Origin of the sequence: Streptomyces odontomachicola, from assembly GCF_039605595.1 — a bacterium.
Taxonomy (GTDB): domain Bacteria; phylum Actinomycetota; class Actinomycetes; order Streptomycetales; family Streptomycetaceae; genus Streptomyces.
Genome location: NZ_JBCFOK010000008.1, coordinates 195,496 through 221,815, shown reverse-complemented (window position 1 = coordinate 221,815; position 26,320 = coordinate 195,496). Strand labels below are relative to the sequence as shown.

Genomic DNA, 26,320 nt, shown 5'->3' with positions numbered 1-26,320 from the left:
ACTCGAAAAGCCCCACTTGACCAGCGGGAATGGTGAAGTGCTGCTGCAGTGCTAGATCGCGGCGTCGGCCGCACGCACTTCGGAGAGTGCTCGCCGTGCCAGCGCGCCGAAGCCCTCGCTGTTGTCGGGCTCGATCCACCAGTCGAAGGCGATCTTCCAGGCGAGCGAGCCCAGTTCCGCGGCCACGCGCGCGGTCAGGCTCGGGAATCCGCGGCGTTCGAGGGCCTCGATCATCGAGGAGGTGAGGTCGACCCTTTTCAGGGCTTCGCGTTCACGCAGTTCCGTATGGGCGTTCAGCACGGCCTGGCGACGGCGGCTGAACTCGCGGCGGTCGGCGGTGAAGAACGTCCGGCCGAGCGCATCGAGCGCGTCCGCCACCGCGTCGAGAGGCCCGGTCACCGGTGGCGCCGAGGCGATCTCTTCGACGAGGAGCCCGCTCAACGTGCTCCTGTCGAAGAGCACTTCGCGCTTGTCCGGGAAGTGCCGGAAGAACGTGCTCTTGGTGAGCCCCGCGCGTTCCGCGATCTCGATCACGGTCGTGTTGTCGTAGCCGTTCTCCTCGAAGAGGTCGAGGGCCGCAGAGGCGAGTCGTCCGGGTGCGTCGGGTTGCCAGCGAGCCATGGGAGCAGTGTACGGGACTTGGTCCCATCACTGGTGTAGGGTCGATGAGACCAAGTCCCATCACTGGCGAGGAGAGTTCTCCGATGAGTCAAGCTGTGCGATATCGGCGATTCGGCGGTCCCGAAGTTCTCGAACTGGAGGAGATGCCCGAGCCGCACGCCGCGCCGGACGAGGTGCGTGTCCGGGTCACGGCCGCCGGGCTGAATCCGATGGACTGGCAAATCACCAACCGGCCCGACATGGCGGCGCGGTTCGGGATCACCTTGCCGGCCGGGTTCGGCAGCGACTTCGCCGGAGTGGTGGACGAAGTGGGCGCCCAGGCCTCCGGATTCTCCGCAGGGGACCGGGTGTTCGGGGCCGCGATCGGCCGGTCCGTCGCCGACTTCGTGCTGGTCAAGACGCCCACGGCATCGCTGTGGCCCACTCCGGAGGGCATCGGTGACCAGGTGGCGGGCACGCTTCCGGTGGCCGGTCTGACGGCCTCCGCCGCGCTCGCCGCGATCGGGCCCCGTACCGGGGACACGGTCCTGATCGGTGGCGCGGCGGGCGGCGTGGGCGTCTTTGCCGTGCAGTTGGCGAAGCTTGCGGGGGCCCGGGTGCTGGGCACTGCCTCCGAGGGCACATTCGAGTTCCTGCGCGGGCTCGGCGCCGAACCCGTGACCTACGGTCCCGGCCTGGCGGACCGGGTGCGGGCCTTGGCGCCCGAGGGGATCACCGCCGCGACCGACCTGTTCGCAAGGGAGGCGGCCGAGACCGCGCTCGAGCTCGGTGTGGCACCCGAGCGGATCTCCGTGGTGGCCGACGGACCCGCCCCGCCGCCCGGTGTGCGCAAGATGGGCGCCCTCGATGCGGCTCCGGGCGCCATGGAACGGATCACCGAGGCGATCCATGCCGGCGAGATCACGGTGCCGATAGCGGCGGCCTTCCCGCCCGAGCGGATTCGCGAAGCCGTGACGATGCAGGCCGAGAGGCACGTGCACGGCAAAATCGTGATCGCGCTGTGAAACCGGTACCAGCCGGACTCAGCGGGCTCGCCGCACCGGGCCCCCGGCCGGACCGCAGGCCCGGCCAGGCCGTCGTGGAAGGTTGACAGCTCGCGTCGGTCCAGGCGTACGGCGGGCCGGGACGACGCCCCTTGCGGTGAACTACAGCCGACACTGAAGCCCAGTCCGATGGTTTGGTTGAGGGTTCGGCCGACCCACCGGCCGAAGCGGCTTCTCCTGACACGCTTCCACTTCTTCTCGAACCAGCCCCACTTGCCGTTGAGGTCGTAGCGGTTCAGCGGTTCAGCGGTTCAGCGGTTCAGCGGGTCGCCGTTGACGTAGCCATAGGCGTTGCCGCCCACGATGGGGTCGGCGGACAGGAAACAGCCCTCCGCACCCCCATGCCGGCTGCGCCCGCGGGGGCCGCCGGCCGGGCGCGGCCCGACCCGCACGGTTCCGGCGTCGAAGCCGGCGGCACATCGCGGTAGCGCCGGTCCAGGCCACCGGTCCGAGCCATCGCCGACTATCTCGGTCTCGACGAGCCCGTATGCCTCATCTACTGGAAGGCGCCCTGTGCGAAAGAGCCTGCGCCACTTCGATCGCGTCCGTGGCGAACTGGTGCGTCATTACGGCTGGTGCCCAGATGAGTCCAGTGATGACCGACTGTCGGTGTCGGGCCGTCCGTCGGTGTCGGGCCGTCCGTCGGTCAACCGCGCATGGAAGGCGATGGGCCCCTCCGTCGCCGCGGCGGCGGGACCGTGAGAGCTGGAGGGACGCTATAGCGATGCCGTACGGGGACGGGGCGGGGGCGGTGCGTTTTGCTGTCGGGGACGGTTATGCGTTCTATCAAGGGGGTGTTTCCGGGAGTGGTGTTCATCGGCATGCCGCATTTCAGGTGGCCGTCGGTGTCTCCGGGGACGTGGGCATGGATGATGCGTCCGGGAGCCGCTATCGGGAGGCGGCGCTGATCGTTCCTCCTATGGTTGCTCACCGGCTGGCTCCGGTGGCGGTGATGCGTACCTTCTTCGTCGAGCCGCACGGCGCGTTCGCCGATGAATTGCGGCTGCAATGCGGTGACGGCATCACCCCGGCCCCCGGAATGCGCGCTCTGCGTGTGGAGGACGTGCGGCTCGCCAGCGGCCGTCCGTCGCGCGAACTCGACGTACGGCTGCTGGCCGCGATGCACGTATTGCTGGACGCGATGGACGAGCCGATCTCGATGGTGGAACTGGGCGCCAAGGTCGGGCTTTCCGCGCAGCGGCTCCGTGCCCTGGCCCGCAAGGAGTTGGGGATGCCGCTCACGCGCTGGCGCATCTGGCGGCGGCTCGCCCGCGCGGCCGAGGCACTGCGCGAGGGGCGGTCGCTGAGCGACGCCTCGCTCGCGGGCGGCTTCGCCGATCAGGCCCACTTCACGCGGGAGATGCGCCGGATGATGGGGGTCACGCCTTCGGAAGTCGTACGGGCGCTGCGGGCGTGAGTGACGTGGGTGCCGCGGTACTCAGGTGCGGTGGGCCGTGTAGCGGGAGATCGAGCCGTTGACCGTGGAGACGGTGCCGGTTTCGCGTACGTGGCGGAAGCCGACCTCGTACATGAGCCCCGGCAGCCGTCCGTCGGCGTTGAACTGCGTGTCCTCGCGGCCGTCCGCCAGCTGCACCACGCGGAAGGCAAGCCGCGTCAACGGGGTGCGCTGCCGCCCGAAGTCGGCGATCACCACCTTGCCGCCGGGGCGCAGCGTTTCGCGCATCGAGGCGAGGATCGCCCGCTTCGTCGCTACGGGGCACTGGTGGAGTACGAGGCTGGACACGATGGTGTCGGCGCTCCCGGTGTCGACGACCTCCTCCAGTGCGTCGCCCATGCCGGCCCGCCAGTCCACTCCCTCGGCGCCCGCCGCCTGCGCCTTGCGCCGGGCGATCGCCAGCATCTCCGGGTCGGGGTCGACGCCGATCACGCGGGCGCCCGGCTCGATCCCGTACAGGAGCAGGGCCGTCGACCCCGTACCGCAGCCGACGTCGATCACGACGTCCTCCGGTCTGAGTCCCGCGTGCATGGCGAGCATGCTGCGCCACAGGCGCTCCCGCGTCAGGGCGATCACGGAGTCGTAGAGGCGGGGGAGGGGGAGGCGGCCCAGTGCGGGGGTGAAGTTCTGCTCGGTCATGCGGTCAGTGTTGTCCGCGGTGTCACGACGGGTCTTGAACGAACCGCTCGCGGTGGTACGGGAGTTGAGCGCGGGATGGTGGGGGTCGGTGTCGTGTCCTGTCGACTTCCGTGAAGAATTGTCATGTTGGGTGACAACCGAACTGCTGTGTAGTGACGTCCCTCATATGAGCGCTCGGTTGTACCCCTCCGCAGCGCCATGACCAACAACACAGATATGGAGCACCCCTTCTTGGCTGCCAAGATTCTGACCAGGCGGAAGACGCTCGCCGCCGCAGCCGGCGGCGTCGCGCTTCTCGTCGCCACCCCCCTCGTCGCCACAGCGGTGGCGTCACCCGAGCCGCCCACCGTGGCCGCCAAGGGTGCCGCGCTGCTGGACGGCGGCGACACGAAGTTCGCCAAGGCGGCGGACACGCCCCGGCCCCTGGCCAGCACTGCGAAGATCATGGTCGCCGACGTCGTACTCGACTCCCCGGGCGTCGACCTCGAGCGCAAGGTCGAGGTGAAGCAGGAGTACCGCGACTACGTGCAGGAGCACGGCACCAGCCAGGCCGACCTGCAGACCGGCGACAAGCTGACCGTCAATCAGCTCCTCTACGCGGCGCTGCTGCCCTCGGGCGCTGACGCCGCCTTCGCGCTGGCCGACACCTTCGGCGACGGTGACACGACCGCCGCGCGGACCAAGTCCTTCGTTTCGAAGATGAACGCGAAGGCCGATGAACTCGGTCTGGACAAGACCCAGTTCAACTCCTTCGACGGCAGTGCCTCGGACAAGAGCACGCCCGTCGATCTGGCCAAGCTGGCGGAGGACGCGATGCAGCACGACGCGTTCCGTACGGTCGTGAAGTCCAAGACGTACAAGGGTGACGCGCCGGCCGCGAACGGCCGCACCCGCACCTACTCGTGGGACAACACGAACCAGCTCCTCGGCTCGTACAACGGCGTCGTCGGCATCAAGACCGGCACCACGACGGCGGCGGGGAGCTGCCTGGTGTTCGCCGCCACGCGCGACGGCAAGACTCTGACCGGCGCCATCCTGAACAGCAAGGACCGGTACAAGGACGCGGCGAAGATGCTGGACTTCGGCTTCGACGCGAGCACGGCGGACGACATGAAGCTGCGCAGGCTGCCGGCGGACGCGGAACGCGACTGAGGCGGGGGCGTGCGGCGGGTCCATGAGGGATCCGCCGAGCGGAGGGGGCGGTCATGGGGGCCGCCCCCTTTGTGCGTCCGGTTGCGCGTCGGCTTGTGTTGCGCGTCCGGCTTGTGTGTCGGCCTGCGTGTCCGGCAGCGGTGGGCCCGTCACGACATGACGACAGCGACCGCCGCGTGCCTTTCCGCGCGGGTAAAGGAGGGCTGCCCCGGCCAAATACCGCTGGGCGGCCCGGAATTCAGGCTGTCACGTATCGCATTGCCCCGAGTGAGCGTGTCGATGTCCTCGCGCGTCCTCACGGGCGAGGCGGCGCTTGGCGATGGTGCCGATTGCGGGGGCGAGCCAAGGGATGAGGAGAAAGGGGTAGGGCCACAGGTACGTGAGGGTCAGGGAGTTGACTGCGGCGCCGAGCCACAAGTATCCGACGGCGCCGCTGCTCCAGCCCCGTGCGCGTCGCAGGAAGTGCATGCCGGACCAGATGAGTCCCTGCGCGATCGCGGAGAACACGGCAACCCAAGCAGGGAAGAACCAGCGAGGCACTGCGTCAAGCCCCCAGACGTTGACGGCGATTCCGCCGGAGATCACCAGAACGGTGACGCCGACCATCGGAAGCGGTCCGCCGAGACGGACGAGTCTCTCGCCGTGCCGCAATTCCCGGTCGCCGCTGGGGTTATGAATGGGAATTACCATGGTGCCTCCTCGTGGCGTACGTACGCAGCGACGACGTCCGCGGAGTCTCCGTAACCCCACGCCTCACTTCTCGATCGAGGCGAGCCTAGGAGTTGCCCTGCTCATCTCGGAGTGGTGGGCCAACCTGCCGGTGTGGCCGCTCCCGCATCGCCCCACCTCCCCACGGACCGGTCCTCTCCCCGCGTTCGCCGGACCCCCACGGTGCCGGGGGTCTACCGTTCGGGGGTGCGGGGTCGCGGGGTCGCGGCCGGGTTGGTTGGTGTGGTTGGAGGAAGTCTGTGTCGTCGTCCTGTGATCCGCGGTACGCCCCGGCCGGAGACGTGAGCGCGGCGCTCATGATGATCGACTCGCGGCTCAAGGGCGTTCACGAGGGGCGGACCGAGTCCGATCCCGAACAGCGGGCGATGGTGGGCCAGTTCATCGCCTCGCTCGGGCCCGGGGGAGCCGACGGCGTGATCGACGGCACCTGCACGCTCGTCTACCTCTACATGCGGTGGCTGCGGCTCGCGTACGAGGACCACGAAGAGGACGTCATCGCGCATGTGGTGCCCGACATGGTGGCCACGCTGCGCATGATGCCCAGGAGTGTGCCGCCCGAGGCCGTCCCCACCATGGCCGGACTGCTCGTCGCCGCGGGTACGGGGCTGAGCCCGAGTCTGTGGCGCAAGCAGTACGGGGGCTGGACCCAGGACGAGATGACGCCCCTGGAGGCCACGGCGCTGCTGCTCGCCGAGCGCATCAACCGCATGACGGACGACCCCGACTTCGCCACCCGCATGGTCACCGAGGCCCTGACCAGCGCGGATGAGGAGTGAGTGGGGGACTCCCCGTACGACCGCGCCGCCCCGCCGACCCGCCCCGCCGACCCGCCCCGCCGACCCGCCGCGCAGGCCCGCCGCGACACCCCCGTACGACCGCCCCACCACCGCAACACCCCACCACCGCGCAACACCCCTCCACGTACCGACCCGCAGTGGGCCGCGCTCCGTACCCCCGTAGCGGAGCCCGGCCCACTGCGGTGGTGTGGGGGGTGGGGTTGTGCGGTCCGGTGTCGTGTGGTGGAGGGGGGGGGGAGGTGGTGCATCCATGCCGGTCCTGGGGCGGACCGGCCCGGCCGGAGAAACTCCCCCGGTACCGGCCGGGTCGGTCCGAGGGACGGCGCGGTGTGGACGCGCGTCACCAAGGGGCGAGGGGCTGCAGGGCGCCGGAGAGGAGACCCGCGCTCCCTCGATCACGAAACTTAACGGACTTCAGCGGCGTGATCAAGCCGGTGTTCTAGAGTCCTTCTGTCGCCCCCTACAGCAGCTCAGGAGCCCCCGGTGCAACGCGAATTCGATGCCGGCCGTCTTCGGCGCGCGCGGCAGCTCCGCGACGTCCAGAAGAAGACCATCGCGGAACGGGTCGGGGTCACCCCGCCACGGGTGAGCGCGTGGTTCGCGGGGGAGGCCACCCCGCCGCCGGAGAAGCTGCGCGCGCTCGCCGAGGCGCTGGGCGAGGACATCGACGACCTGTTTCCCCGTCAAGGCGCCCCGGACCTGGAGGACTTGCGGTGCGACGCCGGGATCTCGCGGAAGGCGGCCGCGGAGATCATCGGCACCAGCAGCTCGGTGCCCGTACGGAACGCCGAGCGGCGGGTGCGCAGGCTCGACCCGCAGTACGCGGAGAAGCTGGCCCCCCGCTACGGCGTGACCGTCGAGGAGCTGCGGGCCGCGGAGAACCGGTCGTTCGGCGAGGAGCCGAGCGAGGAGCCGGGCCCGGAGACCCCGGCGGCGCTCCGTACGCCGACCACCCTCGCGGAGAAGATCACCCACCTCCTGACGCACCTGCCCTCGGGGAGTCGCCCGACCGACGCGGACATCGCCGAGGCGATCAACGAGCGCGCGAACGTGGCCGGGCTCGTGCGCCCCAGCCAGATCCGCGCGCTGCGCACCGGTGAGCGGGAGCCGGAGGAGATCTTCGAGCAGGTTCCCGAGGCGCTGCTCTTCCAGGGGCTGGCCGCCGTGTTCGACGTGACGCCGCACTTCTTCCAGTCCGACGAGGAGATGGTGCAGCAGGTGCTGGAGACGGTCCGCTTCCTCGCGCAGCACCGCGACGGCGGGGTGGCGGTCCAGCTCCGGGGCGAGGACGGCCTGTCGGCTGACATGCTCGCCAAGCTGAACGCGCTGGTGGCGGAGGCGAAGGCGGAGAAGGGGGACTAGCGCGCCGCCGCCACGTACCGCCTCCCGCCTCGTACCGCTTCCTCGTGCCGCCTCCCGCCTCGTACCGCTTCCTCGTGTCGTCTCCTCGTGCCGCCTCCCGGGCTCTTTTGTGCATGTACCTGATCACTGGAAGGATCGGCGGCCGGCGTCGCGTGTGGTGGAGGCGACGACGTAAGGGGCCAGAGGGGCGGGCGTGTTCACACTGAGGAAGCTGCGCAAGCACACCGAGCGGCGACTGCGGGACCTTCCCCTGCCGGAGGAGCCCAGCATCGGCGGTCTTGTCGCCAACATCGAGGCGCTGCGCGGCCAGCGCATACGCCTGGCACCCGTCCCGCACTGCGAGGACATACGCCAGGCGTGCGGCCTGCGCGCCCGGTTCGGCGAGGACGTCACGATCATCCTGTACCGGCCGCGCCCCACCCAGAGCCAGACCGAGCACGTCATCCTGCACGAGATCGTCCACGAGTGGCTGGAGCACTTCACCACCCTCTCCACCGAGGAGCTGCGGGAACTCCTGCCGGGCGAGGGGCTGCGCCGGCTGGTGGAGCGGTACGGGCGCGAGGTGACCGTCCAGGCGCGTGCGCGCTACGGCACCGTGCAGGAGCAGGAGGCCGAGCTCGGCGCCTACCTCATCGAGCAGCGCATCGCGCGGCGCCGGGGCCCCGCCGGGGACGACCTGGTCAGCCGCCTGGAACACACCCTCAGCCACCCGGTGGCGCCGCCGCGCGGCCCCCGCGACCAGGCCCATTAACGACCAGGACGGCACCGCTTGTTCACGCTCGCCTTCTTCAAGTACACGGCCGCCGTCTTCCTGACGGTGGTCGCGCTGTGGCGCGCGCCCGCCTCGCTGCGCTACGGCGATCTGCAACGGCGCGCGCTGTGCGGCTGCTACGCCGGGTTCGCGGCCTCAGCCTGGCTCCAGACCCCGGCCGTCGCGGCCTCGGTGGCGCACGCGCCGGTCGCGGAGGTCTCCGTACTCGCGCAGGAGTGCCTCGGTACCGCGGCGATCGCCTCGATCATCGCGTACGTGGGCGCCGCGTACGGGCGCAGCGACGAGGAGAGCCCGCCGCGCTACGTGGTCATCTCCCGCTTCATCGCGCGGATCTCGCCGCGCGTCGCGCTGGGCGTGGTGGTCGCGCTGACCTTCGCGTTCTTCGCGCTGGTCGACCGCAGGGGCGGGGGCGGCTCGGTCGACTTCGCCGCCGAGCACGCGGGGGAGTGGGGCGCCGCCGCCTTCCTGTCGGTCATCTACGCGTACCTGGCGGCCTCCTGCTCCGTCACCGGCTACCAGTGGGCGAGCGCCGCGCGCCGCGCGGAGACCCGGCCGCTGCGTACGGGGCTGTCGCTGATGGCGCTGGCGATGGTGATCGGGATGCTGTACGTGGTCATCCGCACCGTCTTCATCTGGGCCGCCGTCGCGGCGCCCGAGGCCGGGCGGGAGCTCGCGCCGACGGTCGCCCGACTCACGGGCGTCATGCCGCCGTTGCTGCTGGTGACGTTCTCCGCGGGGTCCAGCATCCCGACGGTGCGCGCGGCGGTCGCGCGCTGGGCCGGGTTCCGGCTGCTGCGCGAGCTGGAGCCGCTGTGGCGCGACCTGATCCGGGTCTTCCCCGACCTGGCCTTCGAGAACGCGCTCCCCGGGCGGGGCCGGGGCGCGGGCCGGCCGACTCCGCTGTGGCGCGATCTCACCGACTGGTCGCTGCCGCTGGGCGTGCGGCTCAGCTCGCGCGTCCACCAGATCGCGGACGGCGTCGAGCAGTTGCGGGGGTACGCGCCGCCGGGGCTGTTCCACGCGGCGGAGGACGCGGTCGAGGAGGCGGCGGAGGAGGCGGAGGACCCGCCCAATCCGCAGGCGGCGGCCGAGGCGCTCTACATCAGGGCCGCGCTGTGCGCCGCGGCCCGCGGCCTGCGCCTCCCCTCGGGCGAGGTCTCCGAGGCGCTGCCCCGCAAGGCGCTCTCCCGTACGGAGGACGAGGCGCGGTGGTGGCGGCAGGTGCAGCGGGAGTACGCGGCGCTCTCGCCGGCGGAGGGGGAGGCCCTGCTCGCCGAGGTCGCACCGGACCTGGATTCCGCGCTCTGAACCCGCCAGCTAGCGTCGTTGCCCAGTGAACGTGGACCAGTGAACGTGGCCCGGTCGACGACGAACGCGGCCCCCGACGAGAGGACACCCCGCATGGACACCCAGCAGGCGCGCGAGCGGATCTCCGCCATCCGCGAGGCGGGAGGCGAGGCCGAGACCGGGGAACTGGACCTGATCTGGGCCGCGTTGGACACGGTGCGGCCCGAGGAGATCCTGGGCATGTGGCGGGGCAGCGCGTTCTCCACGGGGCACCGGGTGGAGGGCATGCTCGGCGCGGCCGCCTGGTACGGGAAGCACTTCCACTCGCCCTCCCGCGCCGAGCCGATGATCTGCCGCGGCGAGGACGGCGCGCTCTACTCCAACGTGGAGCTGGGCAAGGGGGAGGCGAGCCTGTGGCCGGTGGAGTTCCGCGGTGAGGTGACCGCCACGATGGTCTACGACGGGCAGCCGGTGCTCGACCACTTCAAGGCCGTCGACGCCGACACGCTGCTGGGCGTCATGAACGGCAAGGGCGTCCTCGACGAGGGCCGCCACTTCTACTTCCTGCTCGAACGGGACTGAGCCCGCGCGGGCCCCTCAACCAGCCCCCGTCACCAGCCCCTCAACCGACCCCAAGGAGAACCCGCATGCGCATCCAGGCAGCCGTGGTCGAGTCGCCCGGCGGCCCCTTCACCACGCGTGAGCTGGAGCTCGAACCGCCCCGGCGGGACGAGGTCCTGGTGAGGATCACCGCCGCAGGCATCTGCCACACCGACCTGAGCATGCGCCAGGTCTGGCCCGAGGCCCGCCTGCCCATGGTCTTCGGCCACGAGGGCGCCGGCGTCGTCGAGGCCGTCGGCGAGGACGTGACCACCGTGGCCCCGGGCGACACGGTGTGCCTCAGCTTCCGGAGCTGCGGCGCGTGCGAGCCGTGCACGGCGGGGCACCCGGCGTACTGCACCTCGGCGAGCGCCCTCAACGCGGCGGGCGCGCGGAGCGACGGCAGCACGCCGCTCACCGACGGCGGTTCCCCCGTGTACGGCGGCTTCTTCGGGCAGTCGAGCCTCGCCACGCATGCCGTCGCGTACGAGAGCAACACCGTGAAGGTGCCCTCCGACCTGCCCGCCGCGGTGGCCGCGCCGCTCGGGTGCAGCGTGCAGACCGGCGTGGGCACGGTGCTCAACGTGCTGCGGCCCGCGGCGGAGGAGGGCCTCGTCGTGTTCGGCGCGGGGAGCGTGGGCCTGAGCGCGGTGATGGCCGCCGTCGCCGAGGGCTGCGGGGTGACCGTCGTCGATCCCGTCGCCTCGCGCCGCGCGCTGGCCCAGGAACTCGGCGCGAAGGAGGCGATCGACCCGGGCGCCGTGGAGGACGTCGCCGCGACCGTACGCGATCTCGCCGACGGCGGCCCGCAGCACGCGATCGACACCACCGGGCAGCCCGCGGTGATCACCCAGGCCATCGCGGCGCTGCGGCGGCGCGGGGCGCTCGCGCTGGTCGGCATCGGCAAGGCCGAGTTCCCGACCATGGCGGCGATGACCAAGGGGGTCACGCTGCACGGGGTGATCGAGGGCGACGTCGTACCGGCCGAGTTCGTCCCGCGCCTGGTCGGGCTCCACCGCCAGGGCAGGCTCCCGGTGGAGCGCCTGATCGCCGAGTACCCCTTCGCGGAGGCCGAAGCGGCGGCCCAGGCGGCGGCCAAGGGCGAGACGATCAAGCCGATCCTCACCTTCCCCTGACCCGGACCCCGCCCCGGGCCCCGCTTGCCCACCCCGTAACTCTCCCTAATACCCTGGTAGTTCGGCCCGCGCCGCGTTCCCCCGTGCGGCGCGGGCCGTTCTCCCGGTCCCTCCGTGGCTCGTACATCGACCCGCTTCTGCCTTCTTGCATATGCTCGCTTGCGTGGAGGAGCCCAAATCATCCGGATTGCTGGTCGGTTACGAGGAGAAGGAGAAGGCGTTCGAGGGGTTGGCCGTGCATCTTCGGGTGGGGCGGCTGACCGTCGAGGAGTACGAGGGGCGGGCGGAGCGGCTGGATGCCGCGCGCACGCGGGGTGAAGTGCGGGCGCTGTTCACGGATCTTCCGGAGCCTGGGCCCGAGTTCGAGGGGGAGGAGAAGGGCCGCGGGGAGGTCGCCGTCCCGGAGAAGGGGCAGGGGGAGGTGGCCGAGGGTGGCACCAGGGGGCCGCTTTCGCGGGCCGCCGTGCCGCTGGGCGGCGTGGCCGCTGTGGGGCTGAGCTGGGCCACGGGGAACTGGTTCTTCATGTTCGTCACGCCGCCGGTGTTCTACGCCATCGAGCACGCGCTGCGCGGGCGCGGCCGCAAGGGCGGCCGCTGAGCGGTTCACGCGGTGGCTCGCTGTTCACGCCGTCAGATGGTGCGCCAGCGCGTGATGCGGATCCCGTTCCCCCGGTACGGGCGCGGGGTCGGCGTGCACCAGGGCCGCGGAGAGCTTCGGGAGGGCGTGCAGCAGGGCGTGTTCGGTGCGCACCGCGATGTCGTGCGCCGCGCGTACGGAGAGGGCGCCGTCGACGACCACCGCCACTTCGGCGCGCAGCCGGTGACCGATCCACCGCATCCGCAGCTCGCCGACCTCGCGTACGCCCTCGACGCCGCGCAGCGCGCGCTCGGCCGCCTCCGGCAGCGCGGGGTCGACGGCGTCCATGATCCGCCGGAACACCTCGCGCGCCGCGTCCCGCAGCACCAGCAGGATCGCGAGCGTGATGAGCAGGCCCACCACGGGGTCGGCCCAGCGCAGGCCGAGCGCGGCGCCGCCCGCGCCGAACAGGACGGCGAGCGAGGTGAATCCGTCGGTGCGCGCGTGCAGCCCGTCGGCGACCAGCGCGGCCGAGCCGATCTCGCGGCCGACGCGGATGCGGTAGCGGGCCACCCACTCGTTCCCGGCGAAGCCGATCACCGCGGCGGCCGCGACCACCCCGACGTGCTCCATCTCCCGCGGCGCCAGCAGGCGTTCGACGGCGGTCCAGGCGGCGACGACCGCCGAGGCGGCGATGGTCAGCACGATGACGACCCCCGCCAGGTCCTCGGCGCGGCCGTACCCGTAGGTGAAGCGGCGGTTCGCCGCGCGGCGGCCCAGCGCGAAGGCGATGCCCAGGGGCACGGCGGTCAGCGCGTCGGCCGCGTTGTGCACGGTGTCGCCGAGCAGCGCGACCGAGCCCGACCAGGCCACGACCACGGCCTGCGCCGCCGCCGTCGCGCCCAGCACCGCGAGCGAGATCCACAGCGCCCGCATGCCGCGCGCCGAGGACTCCAGCGCGCGGTCGACCTTGTCCGCTGCCTCGTGCGAGTGCGGTTTCAGCACGTGCCCGAGGCGGTGCCGCCACCGGAGCAGCCGGGTGCGGGCGTGTCCGTGCTCGTGGGTGTGCCCGTGCTCATGGGTGTGTCCGTGCTCGTGGGTGTGTCCGTGCTCGTGGGTGTGGTGCGCGCTCACGCGGTTCCCCTTCCGGCGCCGTACGGGTCGCTCGCCCTCATTATGTGCGTGAGCGCGCACGCATGCACCTATGAGGTGCGCATCCTGTGCGGCAGCGAGGCGTGCGCGACGGCGGCGCGGCCCGTACCGCAGCCGTACGCGCAGGTCAGCGGCCCGCGCCCGCCCGGTCGCCGCGCCGGCTGCGGAAGGCGGACGGGTCGATGTCCGAGAGCCGCTTGACCGCGCGCGGCGCGCGGCCGCCGCGGTCCTCGCGCGCCTCCACCGCGCGCAGCGCGGGCATCAGCGCACGGGTGCCGAGGGAGCGCAGCGGGTCGGCGGGTATGCGGCCGCCCGGCGTGGTGGCGAGGGAACAGCGCGACCACTCGTCCCTGACGCCGAGGGTGAGGGAGGCGAGCACCTTGGCCATCAGGCGGGAGGGGCCCACGCCGTCGCCGGAGTAGCCGGTGGCGTAGCAGACGTTGGGAACGGTCCGCAGCCAGCCGGCGAAGGGCAGCGAGGTGACGGAGTATTCGACCGGCGCTGTCCACGCGGACTCGACCGGCGCCTCGGCGAGCCGGGGGAACAGCCGCCGGAGCTGCGCCCGCATCTCGGCCCCGCGCAGCGGCGGCCCCCACAGGGTGTCGGGCCCGGTTGCGCCGTACGCCGTCCCCGCACCGCCCTTGCCGAACAGCAGGCGCCCGTCCGGGGTCCTGCGGTAGTAGTTCAGCCGCCGCCGCGCGTCGCAGACCGAGACGCCCTCGCCCCAGCCCAGTTCGTCGAAGACCTCGGGCACGGGCTCGGTGAGCATCGTGTCGCTGGCGATGGTGACCATGCGCCGCCCCAGATCCTCCAGCTGCCCCGCCCAGGCGTTGAGGGCGAGCACGGTGCGGTCGGCGGTCACCCTGCCGTACGGGGTGACCGCCTCGGTGCGTCCGCCGGGGCCGGTGCGCAGGGCCAGCAGGGGAGTGCGCTCGTGGATGCGTACGCCCGCGTCCAGGGCCACCCGGCGCAGCCCGCGGGTGAGCTTGGCCGGCTGGAGCGTGGCGCAGCCGGGGTCGACGACGCCGCCGTAGTGCGAACCGGTGCCGACCGCCGCGTTCGCCTCGGCGCCCGAGATCTGCCGCAGCGGCTCGATCCCGGCGCGGTGCAGGTCCTCCAGTGTCCGCTGCCAGGCGCCCCGTTGGGCCGGTGACGAGGCGGCCAGCATCCACTCGCCGCGCCGCTGCCCCGCGTCGATGCCGTGCTTGTCGGCGAAGCCGAGGATCTCCTCCACGGCGTGGGCCGAGCACTCGCCCAGCCACCTGGCCTCCTCGTGGTTGCCGATCGCCACCATGCTGCTGAACCGCGCCCACATGGGCATCAGGAACCCGGCGTTGGCCCCGCTCGCACCGCCGCCGCACACGTCGGCCTCCAGGAGGACGATGTCGGTTCCCGGTGCGCGCTCCAGCAGCTCGATCGCGGTCCACAGGCCGGTGAAGCCGCCGCCCACGATGCAGACGTCGCAGTGCAGCTCGTCCTGGAGCGAGGGGCTGCGGCCGTCGTCCGGCTCCTCGGCGAGGGCGTCGCCGAGCCAGCCCGACCGGCGCGCCGGTGCGGGCGTCGCGTGGTGTGGCCAGTTCCGGGACAGTACGAGCTCGGGCATGGGGAACCTCCCTGCGGTTCGGTGATGTGTGGGGCGCTGCGGGGCCGTTGGGCCGTGGCCGGGTGTCAGGAGGGCTCGCGGAATCTGCGTACCTCCACGGTGCGGAAGCGGTCGGCCACGAAGGCGCCGTCGCAATAGGGCGCGTCGCCCGAGGGGTTGAGGCCGGTGGAGTGCAGGTCGGAGTAGACGGCGGACTGGGTGATGTACCAGTCGCCGCGGAGGTTCACCGAGAGCAGCACGCCCGCGGCGGCGCAGGCGCGCTCCAGCTCCTCCTCCACCTCGGGCGAGGTGGTGTGGACGCCGGCCGACAGCGCGCCGCACTCCTGGGCCGTCTCGCGCAGCAGCGCGGTGCCGGCGGCGGCCGAGTCGACGGCCACGGCGAAGAAGACGGGGCCCAGCCACTCGGTCTTGAGCGTCGCCAGGTCGGCGGGGTCGTCGGCGTCCAGCCGTACGACCAGCGGCGTGCGGACCGTCGCCCCGGGGAAGTCGGGGTGCGCGACCGTACGCGAGGGCACCGCTACGGGGCCCACCGCGCCGGTCGCCGCGTGCTCCACGCGCGCCGCCACATCGGGTCCGACCAGCGCGCCGAGGACGGCGCACGCGGTGCCGTCGTCCGCGAGCAGCGTGGACAGCGCGTCGCCGAGGTCGGACACCACCTGGGCGAAGCTCTTGTGGCCCTCGTCCGTGGCGATACCGGTGCGCGGGATCAGCAGGTTCTGCGGGCTGGTGCACAGCTGGCCGCTGTAGAGGGCGAGGGAGAAGGCCAGGTTGTCCAGCATGTCGCGGTAGTGCGCGGTGGAGTGGATCAGCAGCGCGTTGACGGCCGAGGTCGCCGTGCGTACCCGCGCCTGCCCGGCCTCGCGCACCAGCCTGCAGCCGAACGCGGTGGTCCCGGAGTAGTCGATGAGCCGCACCTCGGGGCGTACGGCCAGCGAGGCGGCGAGCTCCTCGCCGGGGCGCTCGGCGGCGAGGCACACCAGGTCGGGGGAGAAGCCCGCCTCGCGGAGCACCTCGCGCGCGGTCCGCACGGTCAGCGCCAGCGGCAGCACCGCGCGCGGATGGGGCTTGACCAGCACGGAGTTGCCGGTGGCCAGCGAGGCGAAGAGCCCCGGATAGCCGTTCCACGCGGGGAAGACGCGGTTGCCGACCACCAGCGCGACGCCGCGCGGCACGGCCGTGAAGGTCTTGTCGAGGACGAAGGGCCGCCCGCCCGGCATGGGCTTGCTCCACACCGCCTCGTACGGGATCCGGGTCTGCTCCCGCAGCGCGTACGCCACCGCCTCCAGGCCGCGGTCCTGCGCGTGCACCGCACCGGCGTGGAAGGCCATCAGGAAGTTGTGGCCGCTGGTGTGCACGGCCGCGTGCGCCAGCTCGTGCGCGCGGGAGTTGAGCCGGAAGAGGATCTCGGCGCACACCGCGGCGCGCTCCCAGGGCCCGGCCGCCGCCCAGCCCTCCCGCGCGTCCCGCAGCGCGGGCAGCAGCCGGTCGGCATCGGCGTGCGGGTAGGAGACGCCCAACGGGAAGCCGTACGGGGAGATCTCGCCGCCCTGTTCGGGCGCGGGGCCCACGGCGCCGTCGCCGCCCGGCTGGTCCAGGTCGAAGGGGCGGTCCAGCAGTGCGCGGAAGGCCGCCTCGCCGTCGGCTGCGGCGCCCGGCGGATAGCCCTCCTCGCCCTCGGGGAACGGCGACCAGCTCTCGCGCGTGGAGATCACCTCCAACGCACGCTCCAGGGTGGGGCGGTGGCGGCGCAGCAGGTCCGCGCGGGCGGCGGGCCCCGCGCCGGCCGCCGGGCCCCGCGTGGTCTTCGTGTCGGTCGCAGTCACTGAAGTGGCAGTCACTGAAGTGGCCTTCCTGCGCGGGATGTCGGTGGGGGAGCGGGCCGGAGCGGGGGCGGCCGGGTCCGTGGTGTCCCGGCCGCCCCCGCTCGTGGGGTCACTCGGCGAGCGGCCTCAGGCGGCGGTCGAGCGCCTTGTCGGGCAGGACCCGCTTGAGCACGCCGGAGGAGACCGCGTCCCTGCCGACGCGGTAGCGCGTCCTGGGCTCCTCGGCGGTCAGCGCGCGCAGCACCGCCCGCGCGAAGTCCTCCGGCGTGGTGCGGCTGTGCCGCGCGTGCTGCTCGTTCTGGTGCAGGAAGCGGTTGAAGGGGATGCGGTACAGCTCCAGCACCGCCTCGGGCAGCGCGTCCAGCGAGGTGCGGGCGCCGTGCGCGAGCTTGCCCCAGATCGGCGTCATGATCGCCCCTGGCTGCACCACGGAGACGGCCACGCCGTGCGGGCGCAGCTCCCTGCGCAGCACGTCGGAGATCGCCTCCTTGGCGAACTGGGCCGCCGCGTACGCGCCCATGTAGGGGAGCGCGACGCTGCCGAGGCCCGAGGTGACGTTGACGACCCGGCCGCCCGCGCGCCGCAGCAGCGGCAGGAAGCCCTGGGTGACGGCCAGTTGGCCGACCACGTTGGTGTCGAGCTGGCTGCGCAGCCGCTCGGGCGTGACGCACTCCAGGGGCGCGGAGACGGCGATGCCCGCGTTGTTGACCAGGGCCCACAGTCCCTGGCCGCCGAGTGCGGCGGTGACCTCGCGTACCGCCGCGTCGATGGTCTCGCCGTCGGTGACGTCGATGCGCAGCGGCGTGATGCGGCCAGCGCCGGCCTCGGCGGCGAGTTCTTCGCCGGCGGCGAGGTCGCGTACCCCGGCGAAGACCCGGAAGCCGCTCCGCGCCAGCGTCAGCGCGCAGGCCTTGCCGAGGCCCGAGGAGGCCCCGGTGACCAGGACCGAACGGCCGTGTGGTGACAGGGGTCTGGTGGTGAGTGACACAGGTTCTCTCCTGTTCCGGTACTCGGTCGTTCCGGTGCTCAGGCGGACGGGGCGGTGAAGGTGAGCGCGTCCTCGAGCGTGCGGGTCAGCCGGTTCCGCGGCAGGAACCTGAAGTAGGCGTCCCGCACGGCCTTGCGCACCGGGCCCTCGGACTGCTCGAAGGTGCTGATCGCGCGGGAGGCCGCCACCATGCCGCGGGTGCGCTCCCTGCGCTCGTCCTCGTAACGGCGCAGCGCGCGGGGGATGTCGGCGGCGCCGCGCAGGTTGCGGGCCAGGACCACCGCGTCCTCGATCGCCATGCCCGAGCCCTGGCCGAGGCTGGTGAGCATCGGGTGCGCCGCGTCGCCCAGCAGGGTCACCGGGCCGCTGCCCCAGCGCTCCAGGAACGGCCTGTCCCGCGAGGGCACCGCGAGGATGGACTCCTCCGGCGTGGCGTCGATGGCGTCCTGCACCACCGGTGCCCAGCCCGCGTAGGCGCGCCGTACGTCCTCCTTGCCGCCCTGCCAGGCGTGCGATTCGGCGGCCGGCATGTTCTTGGTGCCCCACCAGTAGAGGCGGCCGTCGCCCATGTCGACCATGCCGAAGCGCTTGCCGCTGCCCCAGTAGTGGGTGACCGAGCCGGGCGCGAAGTGCGGGTGGGAGAAGGGGAGCACGGCCAGCCACACGATGTAGCCGCTGTCCGTGGACTCCTCGCCCGCGCCCACCAGTTGCCGCCGCACGGCGGAGTGGAAGCCGTCCGCGCCGACCAGGACGTCGGCGTGCTCCTCCGTGCCGTTCTCGAAGGTCACCCTGACCCCGCCGGACTCCTCCCGCTCGTAGCCCGCGACCTGCGAGCCGAGCGTGAGGGGTATCCCGGCGGCGGCGTCCAGCAGCGCCTGCTGGAGGTCGGAGCGGGTGATCAGGACGCTGGGCACGCCCAGCCTGGAGATGATGTCGGGGAAGGGGAACTCCCTGATCAGCCGCCCGCCCGCCGTTCTGACGTGGTAGGTCTCCAGGACCCTGCCGTGCTTCTCCAGCTCGATGCCCGCCTCGAGGGAGCGGAGTGCCGTGATCGCGTTGCTCATCACGGACAGGCCCGAGCCCGCGGCCCGCAGCTCGCTCGCCCGCTCGTGGACGGTGACGTCGAAGCCGGCCTCGCGCAGCGCGACGGCCGCGGTCAGTCCGCCGATGCCGGCCCCGGCCACCAGGGCCTTCTTCCGGCCTTCCGGGGTGCGGTTGCCGTGTCGTGTCTGAGTCATCTCACTGCCCGATCGCATCGATGACGACCTGGACCATGTGGCCCACGTGGGGCTCCTCCATGATCGTGAGGTGGTCGCCGGGAACATTGATCACTGCCAGCTCGCCGCGGGTGCGCTCCCGCCAGCCGTTCGAGGGGTCCCTGTGCATGCTGTCGATCGCGGTGTGCATGGAGTCCAGGACCTCGGGCAGCGGCTCGGAGGCGTGGATCAGGACCATGTCCTGGTCGGCCACCTCGGGCCGGTAGGCGAACGCGGCCCGCCAGTTGGCCTCGTACACGTGGAAGAGCCGGCGTACGACCGCGCCCGTGCTGCCCGCGGGGAGCACCCCGTCGTCGATGGCCATCTGGGCGATGAAGTCGAACTTCTCCTCCAGCGTGGTCAGTTCGGCGGGGATCACCTCCAGCGGGGAGTCGCCGCCGCGCTGGAGCCACAGCAGCTCCCAGAAGAACCAGCCCAGCAGCGCGTCGTCGCCCGTGGTCAGGCGGCGGCCCGGGTTGAGCGCCGTGGTGTCCAGCAGCACCAGGCGCTGTATCTCCTCGCCCGCGGCGCGCAGTTGGCGGGCGATCTCGAAGGCGACGAAGCCGCCGAAGGACCAGCCGCCGATGACGTACGGGCCTGAGGGCTGCACGCGCCGGATGGCCTCGATGTAGGAGGCGGCGATGTCCTCGACGCTGCGCAGCGGGTCGGTGCCCGGCTCGACGCCGGCCGCCTGGAGCGCGTAGAAGGGCTGGTCGTCCGGCAGGTACTTGGCGAACCGCACATAGCACAGGACGTTGCCGCCCATCGGGTGCACGAAGAACATCGGCCGCCGCTCCCCGCCGGTGCGGATCGGCACCAGCGGGTCGAAGGCCACGTCCCCGCCGCCCTTGCGCAGCCGCTCGGCGAGGGCCGCCACGGTCGGCGCGGCGACGAAGTCCGCCATCGGCACGTGGACCCCGAAGCGCTGCTCGATCAGCACGACCAGCCGCATCGCGGTGAGCGAGGTGCCGCCCAGCGCGAAGATGTCCTGGAAGACACCCATGGCCGGCAGGTGCAGCTGCTCGGCGACGATCTCCACCAGCGCCTGCTCGTACGGGTCGCGCGGCGCGGTCGCGTCACCGGAACCGCCCACCGAGAGCGGCGCCTTGCGCAGCGCCGCGTCGTCCCGCTTGCCGCTGGGGGTCAGGGGCAGGGCCGCGAGCCACTCGTAGTGCGAGGGGATCATGTATTCGGGGAGGACGCTGCGCAGTTGCTTGCCCAGCAGGTCGAGCGCCGCCTCCTCGGGGTCGCCGACCAGGAAGGCCGCGAGGAAGGAGTCGTTGCCCTCGCGGGTGCGGGCGACCACGGCCGCCTCCTGGATGCCGGGGTGGTCGGCGGCGAAGCGGGTGATGGCCAGCTCCACCTCGGAGGGCTCCACCCGGAAGCCGCGCACCTTCACCTGCGAATCCGCCCTGCCCAGGCACACGATGCCGCCGTCGGGAAGGGTGAAGCCCAGGTCGCCGGTGCGGTAGAGCCGCCTGTCCGGATCGCCGGAGGGGTGCGGCAGGAAGCGTTCGGCCGTCAGGTCGGGGCGGCCCAGGTATCCGGCGGCCAGGCAGGCTCCGGAGAGGTAGATCTCGCCCTGCACGCCGGCGGGCACGGGGCGCAGGCGCTCGTCCAGCACCTCGGCGCCCGAGCCGTCGACGGCGGTGCCGATCGGGGGCAGCGCCGGGAAGAGCGCCGGGTCGCCCTCCATGGTGTGGCTGGTGACCACGTGCGACTCGGTCGGCCCGTACTGGTTCTCCAGCAGCACCCCGGGGATCGCGGCGCACAGCCCGCGGATCTCGTCGGTGACCCGGAGCTGCTCGCCGGAGGAGAGCAGCGCCTTCAGGTGCCGGGGTACGAGGCCCAGGGTGTCGGCGGTCTCGGCCAGTTGCTGGAGCGCGACGTAGGGCAGGCAGATGCGCTCCACCTTCTCCGCGTCCAGGAGGCGCAGCAGCGCGGGCATGTCCCGGCGCTCCTCCTCGGTGAGGAGGCGCAGGGTGCCGCCGCCGCAGAGCGTGGAGAAGATCTCCTGGAAGGAGACGTCGAAGCTCAGCGGCGCGTACTGCGCCGTGACCCCGCCGGTCACCCCGCTGGCCCTGCCGTTCTGCCAGGCGATCAGGTGGGCGAGCGTCCTGTGCACCTGGGCCACGCCCTTGGGCCGGCCCGTCGATCCCGAGGTGAACAGGACGTACGCGGTGGAGCCGGGCGCGAGGGACGGCAGCGCGTGCTCCGCGGGCCCTTCCCGCTCGCCCAGGGACTCCTGCGGCGCGGCGGACAGCAGCTCCTCGGCCGCCAACAGGTGCTCGGGCGCGGCCAGTTGGTCGGCCGTCCCCGGGTCGGAGACGACCTTGAAGGGCTGCGCCTGCTCCACCATGTCGGCGAGGCGCTCCTGCGGGTAGCCGGTGTCCAGCGGGACGGTGGCGGCCCCGGCCTTGAGCACGCCGAGGATGACCGCGACGGCCTCGGGGGAGCGCTCCATGGCGATGCCGACGCGCGCCCCCGGCTCGGCGCCGAGCGCGATGAGCCTGCGGGCCACGCGGTCGGACGCCGCGCCGAGTTCGGCGTACGTCCAGCTCAGCGTGCCGGTGGAGAGCGCGGGGGCGTGCGGAGTGCGGGCCGTCTGCGCTTCGAGGGCGCGTACGACGTCGAGGGGCTGCCCCGCGGGGGCGCCGGCCCGGCCCGCGTCCGCCTCGTACGCCTCCGCCCCGTACGCCTCCGTGCCGCGGCGCAGGAAGGCGAAGTCCGGTGCCTCGTCGGGGTGTTCGGCCATCCGGCGCAGCACGGCGGTGAAGCCGTCGGTGTAGAGGTCTGCCTGCTCGGCGGTGAACGTACGGCCGTGGCAGTCCACGCGCAGCCGTATCCGCTCGTCCGTCGGATCGGTCATGGCGTTGACCAGCAACTGGAAGTTGGTCTCCTCCCAGGTGCGGAAGTCGCGCATCGCCACGCCCGGCAGCCGGAACACCTCCGAGAGCTGCCGGAAGTGGATGTAGTTGAAGGCGGTGTCCAAGACGGTCGCGCCCAGGTCCTCCTGGATGGAGCTGAGCGGGTAGCGGCGGTGCGCGTGCGTCGCCTGCTCCTGCCGGAAGGCCTCGGCGACCCCCTCGGCCCAGCTCGCCGGCGCGGCGTCCAGGCGCACCGGAACCGTGTTGAGGAACAGCCCCGCGATCCGCTCGGAGCCCTCGTGCTCGGGGCGGCCGTGGGTGACCAGGCCCGTGGTCACGTCCCGGGTGCCGCCGTACAGCGCAAGGGTGAAGGTGTGCGCGGCGAACAGGACGGACTTCACCGGAAGCCGGCGCTCGGCCGCGAGGCGGCGCACCGCCGCGGTGAGCTCGTCCGGCAGGTCGACCACGCGGGTCAGCATCTCCGGCTCCGAGGGCGCCCTGTGCTGCCGGAAGGACTGGAGACCGGGCGGTTCCGCGTCCGCCAGGTACTCCCGCCAGAACCCCCGGCTCTCCTCGGAGTCCAGCGCGTAGCGCTCGGCCAGCACGTGGTGGGCCGGCGAGGGCAGCGCCTGCTCGGGTACGGGGCCGATGGGCGCGCCCAGGCGGTGCAGGTAGTCCTGCAGCAGCTCCCGTACGAGGTTGGCGACGCTGCCGCCGTCGAGGATCGCGTGGTGGAAGCTGAGGACCAGCTCGACGGTGTCCTCGCAGAGGTGGACGCGGAAGTGGTGGAGCGGCCCCCGCTCGAAGTCGTAGCGGTGGAAGCGGCGTTCCTCGACATGGCCGCGTATCTCGGCCTCTGCGGACTCGGCGTCCTTGCCGCGCAGGTCGGCGATCTCCAGCGCCTCCGGCGCCGCGGCGTCCACGATCTGCAGCGGCTCGGAGAAGCCGCCCAGGTCGAAGGTGGAGCGCAGCACGGGGTGGCGGGAGGTCAGCGCGCCGAAGGCGGCGCGGAAGGCGGCCTCGTCCCAGTCGAGGACGAAGCTGTAGCGGAACACGTCGTGGTAGACGGCCGAGTTCTCCTCGGCGCGGCTGTGGTAGAGCAGCCCGAGCTGGAGCCGGGTGAGCGGATACGCGTCCTGCCTTCCCTCCAGCCGGGCCCGGTCGACCCCGGAGACCAGCTCGAAGGGCTCCAGCTCCGTCATGCCGCCGACGGCCGCCGTGGTGCGCCCTGCCAGCCCCGCCACCGTGGGGTGCTGCATCAGGTCGGTGAGGGAGAAGCGGATGCCCTGCTTCTCGGCCAGTGCGCGGACGCGCAGCATGAGGATGGAGTCGCCGCCCAGGGCGAAGTAGTCGTCGTGGATGCCGACCTGCTCCAGGCCGAGGACCTCGGCCCAGATGCGGCACAGCGCCGTCTCCGTCGCGTCGCGCGGCCGGTCCTCGGCGCCGCGGGGGCCCTCGGCGTGCTGCGGCGCCGGCAGCGCGCGGCGGTCCGCCTTGCCGTTGGGGGTGAGCGGCACGCGGTCGATCCGCAGGAAGTGCGCCGGGATCATGAACTCCGGCAGCGAAGAGGCCAGTTCGCCGCGCAGGCGCGCCCCGTCGAACTCGGTGTCGGCGACGTAATAGGCCACCAGATGGGTGCCGCGCGCCGGGGAGTGGTGGTCGACGACGACCGCGTCGCGGACGCCGGGCACCGAGGCGAGGGCGTTCTGCACCTCGCCCAGCTCGACCCGGTTGCCGCGGATCTTGACCTGGCCGTCGATGCGGCCGAGGTACTCGATGGTCCCGTCGGCGAGCAGCCGCGCGAGGTCACCGGTGCGGTAGAGCCGCCCGCCCGGGGTGAACGGGTCCTCGATGAACTTCTCCGCCGTCAGCTCGGGGCGGTCCAGATAGCCCCGGGCCACGCCCACGCCGCCGATGCACAACTCGCCGGGCACGCCCGCTGGTTGCAGGCCGCCGTGCTCGTCCATGACGTAGAGCTGGGTGTTCTCGATGGGGCGGCCGATCGGTATCCGCTCGATCCGCGCCCCGGGGTCAGCGGGGCAGTCGTAGTACGACACATCGACCGTGGCCTCGGTCGGTCCATAGAGGTTCACCAGCTTCGGCGCCGCTCCGGGGCCGTCGGCGAAGACCCGGTTGAACTGCTCGACGCGGGCCGCGGGAAGCGCCTCGCCGCTGCAGAAGACCTGCCGCAGGGAGGCGACGTCGGCGCGCAGTCCGGGCTCGTCCTCCAGCAGGTCGAGGAAGGGGCCGAGCATCGACGGCACGAAGTGCATGGTGGTGACCCGCTGCTCGGCGATGCTCCGCACGATGCCGCGCGGGTCCTTCTGCCCGCCGGAGGGCAGCAGCGCCAGGCTCGCGCCCTCGATGGCCCACCAGAACAGCTCCCACACCGAGACGTCGAAGGAGATCGGCGTCTTCTGCAGCAGCACGTCGCCCTCGCCGACCGGATAGCGGTTCTGCATCCAGGCCAGCCTGTTGACCACCGAGTGGTGCTCGACCATCACGCCCTTCGGCTTGCCGGTCGAGCCCGAGGTGTAGATGACGTACGCGAGATCGCGCGGGCCCGCGACCGGAGCCGGAGCCTCGTCCGGGCCCTCCAGCAGATCGCCGGCGCGCAGCACCGGAACCTCCGGGGGCACGGCCGGCGCCTCGGCGCCCTCGTCGGTCAGCACCGCCCTGGCGCCGCTGTCCTGGAGCAGATAGGAGATCCGCTCGCCGGGATAGCCGGGGTCGACCGGTACGTAGGCGCCGCCCGACTTGAGCACGCCCAGCAGCGCCACCAGCATCAGCGGGCTGCGCTCCATCATGACCGCCACCCGGTCGCCCGCGCCCACGCCCAGCTCCCGCAGGTGCCGCGCGACCTGGTTGGACCGGGACTCCAGCGCCGCGAAGGCGAGCGTCTCGGCACCGTCTGCCGAGGTGACGGCCGTACGCTCCGGGGTGCGCGCGGCCTGTTCGGAGACGAGCCCGTGCACCGTCTTCCCGCTCGCGTACGGAACATCGGGGCCCTGCGCCCGCAGCGTCAGCTCGGCGCGCTCCTCCTCGCCGAGCAACGGGAGCGCGAGGGCCGGGAGTTCGGGGTGGGCGAGCCCGTTGTCGAGCAGCGCCTGGAGGTGTGCGGCGACCCGCTCGACGGGCAGGTCGGCGCCGAACACGTCGAGCGCGCAGTCCAGGTCGACCCGTAGCTCGGCGTCGTCGCCGTAGGCGTGGATCATCACCGACAGGGCGTCCTGGCGGTGCACGGGCGCCAGGATGCTCGCGCGGCGCGCGGCGTCGGGGCGGGGGTGGCGCAGGTAGGACAGCGTGATGTCGAAGAGCTGCCGGGGCGCCGTGCCGTCGGCCGGCAGGGCGCGCAGCACATCGCCCAGGGCCAGGCGCTCGTGGCCGCGCAGCGCGTCGGTCGAGGCGCGGACCCCGGCCGCCAGGTCGCGCAGCGTGGCCCCGTCCGGCACCGGCACCCGCACGGGGAGGCTGTTCGCGCGCTGCCCCGAGGCGCGGAGCTCGGCCTCGTCCTGACGGTTGCGGAAGGGAACGCCGAAGACCAGCTCGGACGTGCGGTGCACGCGGGCGAAGTACGCGGAGAAGACCGCGGCGAGGTAGGCGAAGGGCGAGCTGCCGCCGGCGCGGATGGCCCGCACCTGCTCGGCCGGCACCGTGAAGGAGTGCCGGGCGCGCGGCCGTTCGCCAGTCCCCTGGGCGGCGGGGGAGCGGCCGAACAGCGCGGGGGCCACGCCCTCCAGCGCCGCGCGGTGGAAGGCGCGGTCCCGTTCCTGGGCTTCCGAGCCCTGGTAGGCGGCGTCGGCGGCGAGCAGGACCGACGTCGTGGGGGGAGGAGCGAGGACGGCGGGGTGTCCCGCCTTCCTGCGGTCGTAGTCGGTCCACATCCGCAGGCTGAGCTCGTTCAGCGCCCAGGCGTCCACGATCAGGTGGTGCGCGTTCACGTGCAGGTGCGCCACCGTGTCGCTCTCCCGCAGGATCGCGGCCGTGAACATCCGGGAGCGGCGCAGCGCGAACGGCAGCGCCAGCGACCGCCGTTGCCACGCGGCGCGGGCCGCGGCCGGATCGGGCTCGCCGGAGAGGTCGACGAGGGCGACCCACGCGTCGGTGTCCTCGTCCTGCGGGGCGATCCACTGGCAGGGGGTGCCCTCCCGCTCGTCGAAGCGTGCCGAGAAGGTCTCGTCCTGCCGGAGCGCACGCTCCAGGCAGGCGCGCAGCAGCTCGACGTCCGTGCCGCCGTCGAGCTCTTCGTGCAGCACCACGTTGAATTGCGGGTCCGGCTCTCCGTGGGACTCCGAGACCCAGATGTCGCGCTGGTATGAGGTGAGCGGGTAAGTGCGGTAGGAGGACACCGTTTTCCCTTTCCTGGCAAGCGGAGTTGATTTCTTCGCGCTGGGACTCGAGAAGCGTATTTCCGCGCCATCCGGTAATCCACTACTCACCCGGGTAGACCCGAGCAGAGC

Annotated in this window: 19 protein-coding genes; 10 read left to right on the top strand and 9 right to left on the bottom strand. The window is 72.5% G+C overall.

The features are described from left to right. Positions 1 to 51: 51 nt before the first annotated feature. The gene (locus ABEE00_RS17255; RefSeq protein ID WP_345746390.1) at positions 52 to 621 is read right to left on the bottom strand and encodes a TetR/AcrR family transcriptional regulator; all 570 of its coding nucleotides are present in this window, start codon (positions 619 to 621) and stop codon (positions 52 to 54) included. Between the two features lie 83 nt (positions 622 to 704). Between ABEE00_RS17255 and ABEE00_RS17250 the strand changes: the two genes are divergently transcribed. Together ABEE00_RS17250 and ABEE00_RS17245 are read left to right on the top strand one after the other, a co-directional pair. Beyond that, positions 705 to 1,625 carry an NADP-dependent oxidoreductase gene (locus tag ABEE00_RS17250; RefSeq protein ID WP_345746501.1) on the top strand — a complete coding sequence of 307 codons (921 nt, stop codon included), beginning with the start codon at positions 705 to 707 and terminating at the stop codon, positions 1,623 to 1,625. A 763-nt stretch (positions 1,626 to 2,388) separates the two neighbouring features. Continuing rightward, positions 2,389 to 3,081: a helix-turn-helix domain-containing protein gene (locus tag ABEE00_RS17245; protein WP_345746389.1), complete on the top strand. Its 693-nt coding sequence runs from the start codon at positions 2,389 to 2,391 to the stop codon at positions 3,079 to 3,081. A gap of 21 nt (positions 3,082 to 3,102) precedes the next feature. Here ABEE00_RS17245 and ABEE00_RS17240 read toward each other — a convergent pair whose 3' ends face one another. Next, positions 3,103 to 3,759 carry a class I SAM-dependent methyltransferase gene (locus ABEE00_RS17240; RefSeq protein ID WP_345746388.1) on the bottom strand — a complete coding sequence of 219 codons (657 nt, stop codon included), beginning with the start codon at positions 3,757 to 3,759 and terminating at the stop codon, positions 3,103 to 3,105. A gap of 231 nt (positions 3,760 to 3,990) precedes the next feature. On the opposite strand from ABEE00_RS17240, the gene ABEE00_RS17235 reads away from it, so the two are divergent. Beyond that, on the top strand, positions 3,991 to 4,911 hold the full coding sequence (locus ABEE00_RS17235; protein ID WP_345746387.1) for a D-alanyl-D-alanine carboxypeptidase family protein: 921 nt from the start codon (positions 3,991 to 3,993) through the stop codon (positions 4,909 to 4,911). A gap of 246 nt (positions 4,912 to 5,157) precedes the next feature. Here ABEE00_RS17235 and ABEE00_RS17230 read toward each other — a convergent pair whose 3' ends face one another. After that, positions 5,158 to 5,601, bottom strand: coding sequence for a hypothetical protein (locus ABEE00_RS17230; protein WP_345746386.1), 444 nt, complete (start codon positions 5,599 to 5,601; stop codon positions 5,158 to 5,160). Positions 5,602 to 5,879: 278 nt separating this feature from the next. Between ABEE00_RS17230 and ABEE00_RS17225 the strand changes: the two genes are divergently transcribed. The 7 genes from ABEE00_RS17225 (at position 5,880) to ABEE00_RS17195 (ending at position 12,192) form a co-directional block, all read left to right on the top strand. Beyond that, on the top strand, positions 5,880 to 6,416 hold the full coding sequence (locus tag ABEE00_RS17225) for a hypothetical protein (protein ID WP_345746385.1): 537 nt from the start codon (positions 5,880 to 5,882) through the stop codon (positions 6,414 to 6,416). Positions 6,417 to 6,920: 504 nt separating this feature from the next. Then, on the top strand, positions 6,921 to 7,799 hold the full coding sequence (locus tag ABEE00_RS17220) for a helix-turn-helix transcriptional regulator (RefSeq protein ID WP_345746384.1): 879 nt from the start codon (positions 6,921 to 6,923) through the stop codon (positions 7,797 to 7,799). Positions 7,800 to 7,992: 193 nt separating this feature from the next. Further along, entirely contained in the window at positions 7,993 to 8,550 is a 558-nt protein-coding gene (locus ABEE00_RS17215; protein WP_345746383.1) for a hypothetical protein, read from the top strand. An 18-nt stretch (positions 8,551 to 8,568) separates the two neighbouring features. Then, positions 8,569 to 9,879 (top strand): MAB_1171c family putative transporter, encoded by a 1,311-nt coding sequence (locus tag ABEE00_RS17210; protein ID WP_345746382.1) that lies wholly within the window; start codon positions 8,569 to 8,571, stop codon positions 9,877 to 9,879. A 93-nt stretch (positions 9,880 to 9,972) separates the two neighbouring features. Next, positions 9,973 to 10,440, top strand: a complete 468-nt coding sequence (locus ABEE00_RS17205) for a DUF4334 domain-containing protein (RefSeq protein ID WP_345746381.1) — start codon at positions 9,973 to 9,975, stop codon at positions 10,438 to 10,440. Between the two features lie 65 nt (positions 10,441 to 10,505). Then, a complete protein-coding gene (locus tag ABEE00_RS17200) occupies positions 10,506 to 11,594 on the top strand; it encodes an NAD(P)-dependent alcohol dehydrogenase (protein ID WP_345746380.1) in 1,089 nt (362 codons plus the stop codon). Positions 11,595 to 11,757: 163 nt separating this feature from the next. Further along, entirely contained in the window at positions 11,758 to 12,192 is a 435-nt protein-coding gene (locus ABEE00_RS17195; protein WP_345746379.1) for a DUF1707 SHOCT-like domain-containing protein, read from the top strand. 24 nt (positions 12,193 to 12,216) lie between these two features. On the opposite strand, the gene ABEE00_RS17190 is transcribed toward ABEE00_RS17195, so the two are convergent. The 6 genes from ABEE00_RS17190 to ABEE00_RS17165 form a co-directional block, all read right to left on the bottom strand. Next, complete coding sequence (locus ABEE00_RS17190) at positions 12,217 to 13,305, bottom strand: cation diffusion facilitator family transporter (RefSeq protein WP_345746378.1); 1,089 nt, start codon at positions 13,303 to 13,305, stop codon at positions 12,217 to 12,219. Positions 13,306 to 13,450: 145 nt separating this feature from the next. Continuing rightward, entirely contained in the window at positions 13,451 to 14,926 is a 1,476-nt protein-coding gene (locus ABEE00_RS17185) for an NAD(P)/FAD-dependent oxidoreductase (protein WP_345746377.1), read from the bottom strand. 65 nt (positions 14,927 to 14,991) lie between these two features. Then, positions 14,992 to 16,764, bottom strand: a complete 1,773-nt coding sequence (paaN, locus tag ABEE00_RS17180) for a phenylacetic acid degradation protein PaaN (protein ID WP_451918602.1) — start codon at positions 16,762 to 16,764, stop codon at positions 14,992 to 14,994. A gap of 94 nt (positions 16,765 to 16,858) precedes the next feature. Further along, the gene (locus ABEE00_RS17175; protein ID WP_345746376.1) at positions 16,859 to 17,737 is read right to left on the bottom strand and encodes an SDR family oxidoreductase; all 879 of its coding nucleotides are present in this window, start codon (positions 17,735 to 17,737) and stop codon (positions 16,859 to 16,861) included. A gap of 38 nt (positions 17,738 to 17,775) precedes the next feature. Beyond that, complete coding sequence (locus ABEE00_RS17170; protein ID WP_345746375.1) at positions 17,776 to 18,975, bottom strand: NAD(P)/FAD-dependent oxidoreductase; 1,200 nt, start codon at positions 18,973 to 18,975, stop codon at positions 17,776 to 17,778. A 1-nt stretch (position 18,976) separates the two neighbouring features. Next, a complete protein-coding gene (locus tag ABEE00_RS17165; RefSeq protein ID WP_345746374.1) occupies positions 18,977 to 26,209 on the bottom strand; it encodes an amino acid adenylation domain-containing protein in 7,233 nt (2,410 codons plus the stop codon). Between the last annotated feature and the right edge of the window lie 111 nt (positions 26,210 to 26,320).